Source organism: bacterium (assembly GCA_037131655.1).
Lineage (GTDB): Bacteria > Armatimonadota > Fimbriimonadia > Fimbriimonadales > JBAXQP01 > JBAXQP01.
The window spans coordinates 1-9375 of record JBAXQP010000088.1 but is presented as its reverse complement, the minus strand read 5'-3'; the positions used below and the strand labels follow the sequence as shown (position 1 = coordinate 9375).

Genomic DNA, 9375 nt, shown 5'->3' with positions numbered 1-9375 from the left:
CTCTCTCCTGTTGGTGGTGTTTACTAAACATAATTGATTGCCTTTAATCGTGCATCCATATCGCTTGGTAATTCAGTCAATTGGCCTGAAGATCGGGCGTATTTGATTAGGTTTAGCATTAGCCTGTCAGCGGCCGGGTGCTCGCCCAAGTATTCGAGGATTTGCATCGTATTAAGCACGAATCGGCCTTCGCCGAAGTTGTAGGTGGCTAATTGAATACCACAAACATAGCCGGTCTCAGATCTATAATCGCAATAACCGGTTGCCCAAGAGGCAGCAGCAACATCATCGGGGGTATCCAGTTCCTCGAAGATCATGATCGGCATGACCTGGTCGTAGTAGTCCCAATCCATGATACCACGGCTTTGCAGCCCCTCGAAGACGGGATGCTCCTTTGCGACACACTCCTTATGATAGAGACAATCCCAGAACTGAAAGAGACCCCAGAACTTACGAGCCTTGCCCTTGTTTACGAGAGGCAGCCAACGCCATACGGTTGAGCCTTCTTCCCTTTCTATAAATGCTTGCGCATTGATGAACACAGCCGTACAACCTTGGGCCATCGCTTTAGCAAGTGATTGCCAGTCGGTCACAGTAGCATTCTCGGGAAGTCCTACGAGAATAACCTCTCGCTCTTTCGGTTCGGTGAACGGAACGCACTTAACCCCTTTCTTAGCCAGCCATTCTTGAGCTTCTGCGCTCAAGCCCCATTGCATTACTGTTTCGCTTAGTTTCGGAAGTGAGCTTTTGTCTGTTTGGTAGAAAGTCAGCCGATTAGCCGGAGCCCATCCGCCTTTCTCTAACTCAGCAGCAAAGGTATAAGCGCCTGCAGGGCCGTTTAGTACAACCTCTTCTTTAATTACAGGAACAGCAAATGGCTTGCTCTCGGGGATTTTGACGGTAGTTCGTTTCTCCCAAATGATGCCTGTCGGGCCAAAGATTCGGAAACAAACCGGATACTCGCCTGGCTCCAGCACATCTTCATTCGCAAACACGGCTTCGACCGTAAATTTATCACCCAAATAACCGTGAATGGGATCGACAAACAGGCACCAACGCAAAGGAGCCCAGCCGTCGTTGATTACATCGACTACACCCGGTTTGAACTTGCGCCATATCGTCCAAAGGCCCTCACCTGTCCACCCACTATCCATGGTGCTGGTGAGGTTATGGCCAACGATTTTCGGGTTGGACCGAAGGGCGTCAAAACATAGCGAGCGCTGGCGGTTGTGCTTCCGGGCGCTTTCGAGTAAAAAATCATGCACAAACGGATAGACTCCCTCAAAACCGAGCCGTATCCAGTCCTTGCGAAGCCACTCTTCCTGGTTGCTGAACAGCACAGCATCTTCAAGGTCAGGACGAGCGCCTGCTTGTTCATACAGCCGAATGCCCTGAATGACGTCCATCATGCTGCCGATGCCGTATTCCGACAGAAAGACCGGCTGTGTATCTTTTCCAAGGTTGCGGATGATATTGCGATCATTCAGATTTTGTGGCAAATGCGGGTAGAAGTGGATATCCCCAGCAAGCTCTGGCGCACCACTGGGCGGTTCCTCACTACCTGCCGGCCTCTCAGTACCCCATCCTAAGTCCCACTTCATTGAGCCGGGATTTGAGAGCGACCCGATTGACCACTCCTTGTCCCAGCGGCCGCTGTTGAGGAAAACCAACCTCGTATCATCCAGTTCGCGAAGTTTGGGTAGGATCGCCACTGCTGCGTGGAATTGATGATTATCGAAGCGTTCATTCAATAATCCCCACGCGGCTATACAGGAATGGTTACGATCGCGCTTGACCATTCCCAGAATGCCCCTCTCGAATCGCCGTTGGAATTCGGGGCAATCATCCATGGGCGTGCCTGCAAAGCTCTCTTCGTAGAACATCATGCCAATTTCATCGGCGAGATCGAGTTGGTCTGGATACGGCTTACTGCCGATGAAGCGCATGCAGTTGAACCCCGAAGCCTTTGCATTCACTATTTCGCGCCGCATCAGGTTAGGGTCATCGGTAGTATGCTGCCCGATGGGGAAATCGTTGGCCGTATGGGCGCTTTTCAAGAAAATACGCTTGCCGTTCAGATAGAAAAAGCCGTCTACCACTCGAAAATCGCGGAAGCCGCAGCGCACTTTCGTCCTGTGATAGAAATCCCCCGCTACCATGTCTACCGAGACGCAGTAGAGATAGGGATCGTTAAAGCTCCAGGGATGAGGTTGGCTGATCTGGAGGGTGATCTGATGCTCGCTTTCGCCGGGAGGAAAATTGCCTGAACAGGTCCCTGAAACCAGCACTTCCCCCGTCCGCTCTGGGCCAACTGCAACAGCCAAGGTACCAGTCATTGCTGCTTTGGTGTCATTTTGCACGGTCATCAGGACATTGAGAGCGCCATCTGTAAGGTTCGGCTTCGCGAATACATCCACGATGCGTATAGAGGGCACGACAAGCAACTCAACGTTGGCCATAATCCCGCCCGATTGGTACTGGCTCCCGGGAATGAATGCAGCGCTCTTGAACCCGTGGGCCGTATGTGCCCAATCCATGCCGTCTATCATCTCATTGGATGGGTTGAGTATACGAACAACCAGCAAGTTATCAGCATCAAAATGAATCGCCTCAGTGACATCTAAGGTAAAAGGCAGTTCGGCTCCCTCATGACCGCCAACCGGTTTACCGTTCAGCCAAACCTCACATAGATAATCAACAAACCCAAAACGAAGTAGAACTCGCTCATTAGCGGTTGCTTTTTGTGTCGGTCGGAAGCTGTGGTAGTACCAAACCAAACCGTGATAAGCTGGAAAGACCTGCTGAATAACGCCAGGCACCGGCGCCGGTTTTACATCCTCAGGGATCGAATTAAACCAGTCGACCTCTTTGCCTCTATTGTCGGGGTCGGTAGTGATGAACCAATTTCCATTAAGAATCTGAACCGATGTCATTGTTTTCATGACGCACTCTCCTGATGGGTGGGTTTCGCAATTAATTATTATTATTGTTGCCTATGGATTTTTATACCGTAGGCAAACGCTTCTAAGAGATGGTACGCTTGATTTTACCAAGAAAGCAACATGGGATGTAGGATGAAAGTCTATCTGCTCTTAACGTTGCATTTATACAGAGGTGTGAGTGATGGCGGAGATGGAGAGTTTTACTAACGTTTTTTATACCGATGATCCCGTCCCGACGCTCTATTTCAGAAGCGGGATGACGGTTTACGTCGAATCGTTGATGAACGGGCAATATGTCGGCCGTGCTTGGAATGGGCAGGGGCAGCAGCACTTTAAAACACAGCTTTTGCCTCCCGACGGCGATGCTCCAAGACAAGCCTTTTGGGTCGAACTCGATGGGCAATTGCTACATTCTCATTGGGAATATGTTGATTTTGAGCAAACCCAAGAAGAAAATAAACTACATCACGTTTTAATCCTCAAGCATGGCGTTAGGCCCGTTACCATCCGCGTGCATACCGTATTGGACGGCACGCCAATCATCACCCGGTGGCTGGAAATCACTAATACCGGTGACCAGCCTGCTGCGCTGTCGGCGGCTTATCCGTGGAGTGGTTGCCTTTATACCGGAGCGGGTTTGCAGTATCGCTTTCTCAAAGAAGGCGAACTCTACTCCGTCGGCTATATGCAGGGTCATGCCCATGGACGTGAGGGTCAATTCGACTGGCGGCCGCTTCCTAATTCGACTTATCGCATTAATGGCCGATATCGCCGCAAACGTGCACGCCACCCGATGTTTGTCGTACGAAATGAGATCACCGGTGAGCATTTTATTGGTCAGTTGGCTTGGTCTGGTGGTTATGCTTTTGAGTTCGACCTCACCGACGGCCCCGAGGATGCAAATGTCTCTCCACTGCTCTTCTTCCGCGCAGGACCCGAAGCTCCCGCTCCCATGCGCATCATCGCTCCCGAAGAGACCGTTGCCACCCCTGAGATGCACTTGGGGATGGTGCAAGGCGATCTGGATGAGGCAGTTCAGGCGATGCACGATCATGTTCGCCAAAGCGTGATGATGCCCCAACCGCGAGGCCGGGGATGCTGGGTCGAAGGCGGTATCGCTGGTGATATATTTGAGTTGACCCCTGAATTAGTGAATTCGGCAATAGACGTATCCGCTGAACTGGGGGCTGAAGTCGTGTTTATCGATGCAGGATGGTATGGCGATAAGGACACCTATTGGGCAACTAGGGTAGGAGATTGGAATGTCGGCAACCGGCTACCAGAAGGGCTCGCGTCGTTTCGAAAACGCTGCCATGAGAAAGGGATGCTCTGGGGCCTGTGGATGGAGGCTGAACGCATTGGCCATGAAAGCCGCATGGCAAAGGAGCACCCCGAATACGGATCGCTCTCATACTCAGGCGAACGCTTTAGCCCCGTCGATCTGAGCAATCCCGAAGTGGCCCGCTGGTTCGAAGACTCCATTAACCGTGTCATTCAAGAGAACGAGCTTGACTTCTTCCGTCTTGACTACAACTGCACACTCGGATATGGCGGCACTCGATTGGAGGGCGGATTCGTCGAGAACAATTATTGGCGATATTATGAGACGCTTTACGCAGTATTCGATCGCATCCGAGCGCGGTACCCCGATCTGATCCTCGAAAACTGTGCCGGCGGTGGAGGCCGAACGGACTTTGGGATGATTAAACGTTTCAGCCATACTTGGGTCACTGACCAGCAGCAACCGCCCTATTCCTTCACTATTGGGAACGGCATGACGATAGCTTTGCCACCTGAACTTGTTGATAGGCACCTGATAGGTCAGGGACAGCCAACCCATCTTGCCGGGTCTATCGATTGGCAGTGCCGCCTGGCGATGTTCGGCAGGCCTACGATAGGCACCGTATTGTGGTTAGTAGGAGCAGAACCAAATCCTGTATTGATGGAGCGTGTCAAGCGCACGGTCAAGATGTATAAAGAGTTCGTACGGCCCTTCCTGCCCACCAGCCGTATCTACCACCACACTCCGACTCTTACGCACATGTCCGACCCATATGGGATCGGCGTGATGGAACTCGTCTCAAGAGACAAGACAAAAGCTATCGCCGGCCTCTTCCGTACAGCGGGGTCAGAGAATGAATACCTCATGCGTTTCAAGGGTCTCGACCCCGCCAAACGCTACGAGGTCACCAGCGACAGAACCGGTACAACGTTCGTAATGGAGGGCAAAGACCTAGTCTACACCGGCCTCCCCATCCGCTTGGATTCTGCCTTGGACTCGGAGCTATTGTTATGCAAGGCGGTGGGGTAATAGTTACCTGATAAGACGGCCTAAGCAGTGTATGGAGTTAGACGTTATTTGATAATAGTTTAGGTCGTTTCCGTTGCATTATCTTTAATCGCGACACAATAGAAGAGGAGATTTAAGATGAAAGACGGTCAGTTGACTAGCTACGAGCGAGTTAGTTTAGCGTTGGCGCACAAAGAGACGGATCGGGTTCCGATAGCAATGGTCTGTTCAGGTATCAACGATCCTGCGGGCAGTGAATTTGAAGCGTATGTTCGCAGTAAAGGCTATGACGATACCTATAGCTATCTTGACCCAATGCTCGATATCACAGGCGTCGGCCCTGGATACCATGGACCAAGCTATGAATCTGGCTACGACATGTGGGGTATCAGGCGCAAGGCAATGAAGTGCGGACTGGCAACTTACTACGAAATCGACCATCACCCACTGGCGAACGCTGAGAGCATGGATGAGCTTGAGCAATTTCCATGGCCCAGTCCTGATTGGTTTGATTATTCGGTTCTTCCCAACGCGATAGCCGAAGAGCATTCTGGAAGACAACGCTATATCATGGCGGGCACTTCGCCCCTCTATGAGACCTCCTGGTACCTGCGTGGGTTCGAACAGATGTTCATGGATCTGGCCGTTAACCCTGAAATAGCGCATGGGATCATGAGCCGTGTGACGGACTTCTATTGTGAATATATCCAAAGAGTATTGACCGCTGCTAATGATGAGGTTGATTTAGTGTTCACCGCCGATGATGTTGGCGGACAGAACGGCTTACTCATGTCAATAAAAATGTGGGAGGAGTTCATCAAGCCCTATCACGTTCGCCTCAATAAAATCATTCGCGAACATGGAGCCAAGATTATTTACCACAGCGACGGCGCTGTCATGGATGTCGTTTCCGGTCTCATCGATATGGGCGTTGATGTCTTGCAACCGCTTCAATTCGATGCTGCTAAGATGGATGCTGTCGAGATAAAAGCAACTCATGGAGAACGGTTATGTTTTCAGGGCGGGGTCAGCGTTCAATCAACCCTGCCTTTCGGGACGCCTGAACAAGTTCAAGAAGAAGTTAAACACCTCATTACAACTCTCGGCAAAGATGGCGGCTACATCTTAGGTCCTTCTCATGCTATCCAAGCTGGCACCCCACCCGAGAACATCTACGCCATGTTTGAGACAGCAAGGAGCTTCTATCCTCACAACCAAACCAAGTGAACAAATCCCTGCATTCGAATTGCTGTCCTGGAGTGCATCTCTTTGGACGATAGTATGCCAATATTGCAACAGCCAGAATGTCAGCCTGAGTATTTGTGACTTCTGTTTCACTGATATCGCAATCAGCGACATGAAATGGAATCTTGGCGGTATAATTTCTGAGCCAGATAATCTGCTCATCTTCGGAAGTGGGATAAACTGCTTTTGCTCATAATTGGACGGATGCTTCTGCCGACTTTTTAGTGATAATGCCTATAAAGTGAGTGTTTAGGGCTACAACATTTTTAATTTGGAAGGATATTAAGTGGAAGAACGTATTTTATTTGGTAAATGCCCTTTATGTGATTGCTCAAACTTGATTGATTCCGTTACGGGTGACAGCACAAAATATCTAACGTATTACAGCGAATTGAGCCCTCACATAAAGTGGAAACAGTGCGTTAGCTGTAGCCATATTTTCACAGAAGGTTATTACACGGATGAAGTCTGTCAATTAATTTATAGCAAAACTATCGAGAACCAACAGGTAGGCTTTGATATTGAAGGGCAGAGAATTGTTTCATCCCGAATGATAGAAAAAATTTTACCATACATTAGCACGGGGTATTGGTTGGATGTGGGTTTTGGTAATGGTTCTTTGCTTTTTACTGCTCATGAATACGGCTTTACCCCCATCGGTCTTGATTTGCGTATGGACACAGTGAATACCATGCGCTCTATTGGTGTCGAAGCTCACTGTGAAGATATATGTAAAATATCTCTTGATTTTAAGTGTGCAGTCATCAGCATGGCGGACGTGTTGGAACATATACCTTACCCGCAAAACGCACTGCAAGCGGCTCATGGCTTATTGTCTGATAATGGGGTTTTGTTTGTTTCACTGCCCAATATGGAAAGTGTTCTCTGGAAAGCTCTTGACCTAAATAACGTGAATCCATACTGGAATGAGATTGAACACTATCACAACTTCACTCGCAGTAGACTGTATACATTATTACGTCAGTTTGGTTTTGAACCTGTTCGTTATGGCATCAGTGAACGTTATCGAGCCTGTATGGAAGTCATTGCCAAAAAGATCACGGCATAAATTTCACGGTATTCATCACCCAAGCAATTCACCGTACGAATCAACTAAGTTCCCGCGTTTGAGATTGCAATGAGCTTCTATCGTCACAACTTACTAGGCACATATAACAGCCGCCTTTTAGTCCTCTTGTGTGGTGAGTATCGGCAATTTAGGCAAATTTTGCTTTGCACAAGGCTTCTCAGCGCCTCATAAGTTCTTCACAAACTATTCGGACGACATCCGCGCTTCTCCTTGATTGACATGGGGTCATTTATAGCGTAACATATCATCTATCATCGATATTTTGTGAACAATTAATTATCTTAGTCACCATCTACTAAGGCAACGACCAGTTATCGACGAATACCGTCCTAGAAAAGTCAACAAAAATAAGTTTAGAACGGTGTGGGGTATGGGGCATCAGAATGGGAGCAGAAGATTAAAGAAGACATTGATCTCATACGGCTAATACAGAATTTTCAGGAGGCGTAATGTGAATAACAGAATATTTGCCATCTTAATCCTTATTCTCTCTGCAGTTCCTTTGATGGCCGCAGACACGAAACCGAAGGACAAAGTCATCCTCACCGTTAATGCTATTGTCACTGCATCCGCTAAGCGTCCTGGAAGCGAAGGCATAGGCGTTATGAATGATGAGTTCGCCTGCCAGTTGACTGAAACGGTCGAATACAAGATAGTGAGCAACACCGGCAAGGGCAGAATGCAACTGGAGTTTATCAGCCACAAGAACCAAATGACCGTCAATGGCAAGGGTTCATTTTTGGTTCACGCAGAAGGGCTGAAACCTAACAGGGATGATTGGACCTACTCGATTGACCCCGAGTCTGTTTCCCCACAAGCAGGGATTGCTAGAATTAGCTCAGGGCCGCCTTACAAAGTGGAGATCAACGTCAGTGACTTTTTCAGGGATTGCAATGGAACAGCATCCGGAACCTCTCGAAATTTCGTCCGCTACGATGGCTACGGCGATAACGCCACTCCGGTATATGAAACAACACGCATAGATAAAGTAAATATGTATGCCTCGAAGGCCGCGAATTGGGTATTCGAAAACCCCGAAGAGTTTTTATTGCTACAAGATGGCGAGCTGACTGCGCTTCAAAAGAAATTACAGGCCACTTACGCCCCTCGCAAGGATGGCGGATTCTTTACTTCTGGCAGCGCTTCCCATTCATACAAGAAGACGGATGAAACAGAAACGACTTACGAAGGTTCGATAAAAGTCTCATGGAGCGTTCAGTGCGGCGAAGGACCTGAGCGCGTGAATGCGGTCATCATTCCAAAGGGTGACTATAAATCTTGGCTGCCATCCGCTGGGACATCCGCAGGGAATGCAGGGAATTCGATCACCTTCGACGTGGAGTTACGAAACTCCGTCACTGACGAGAAGGCCAAAGAGAAGACCGCGCAGTTCGAGTATGAACTGATCGATACCTCGAATGAACCTGGTTCATGCGGGAATAGCCCGTGGAATGAAGAGAAGCCTGATCTTCAGATACTCAAGACAGACAACCCCAGTTTGGAGAGCATAGAGAAAGACGGGCAGTCTGCCAAAAGCAAGAAGAAGCTAAAGCAATCCAGCATCACCCTGAGCTGCTTCGATGGAGGCGCATTCACTAAGTTAAAGGTCACTGCCCACATTGATGGCGAAAACGACGTTGTTTCAGACGTTGTCGTCGCCCATCTGCAGAACACAGGTCTGAAGGAAGTCTCACTCCCATTTGATGAGAATGGCAACCACATTGCCGATGTGTGGGAGAAGGACAAGAAGGTTGAGGGCAACCCGACCAATGAAGATCAGGATGATGATCCGCCAGGTGATCGAAGCA

The 9375-nt window shown here is 49.1% G+C and carries 5 protein-coding genes; 4 read left to right on the top strand and 1 reads right to left on the bottom strand.

What is annotated here, in order from left to right; all coding sequences use genetic code 11:
• Positions 1–23: 23 nt before the first annotated feature.
• Positions 24–2942 carry a sugar-binding domain-containing protein gene (locus WCO51_05740; protein ID MEI6512763.1) on the bottom strand — a complete coding sequence of 973 codons (2919 nt, stop codon included), beginning with the start codon at positions 2940–2942 and terminating at the stop codon, positions 24–26.
• A gap of 181 nt (positions 2943–3123) precedes the next feature.
• Between WCO51_05740 and WCO51_05735 the strand changes: the two genes are divergently transcribed.
• From WCO51_05735 to WCO51_05720, 4 genes are all read left to right on the top strand, one after another.
• Entirely contained in the window at positions 3124–5253 is a 2130-nt protein-coding gene (locus tag WCO51_05735; protein MEI6512762.1) for an alpha-galactosidase, read from the top strand.
• Between the two features lie 117 nt (positions 5254–5370).
• Positions 5371–6459 (top strand): uroporphyrinogen decarboxylase family protein, encoded by a 1089-nt coding sequence (locus WCO51_05730; protein MEI6512761.1) that lies wholly within the window; start codon positions 5371–5373, stop codon positions 6457–6459.
• Between the two features lie 304 nt (positions 6460–6763).
• Positions 6764–7546: a class I SAM-dependent methyltransferase gene (locus WCO51_05725; protein MEI6512760.1), complete on the top strand. Its 783-nt coding sequence runs from the start codon at positions 6764–6766 to the stop codon at positions 7544–7546.
• A gap of 472 nt (positions 7547–8018) precedes the next feature.
• A partial coding sequence (locus WCO51_05720) for a hypothetical protein (GenBank protein ID MEI6512759.1) occupies positions 8019–9375 on the top strand: 1357 nt, incomplete at its 3' end.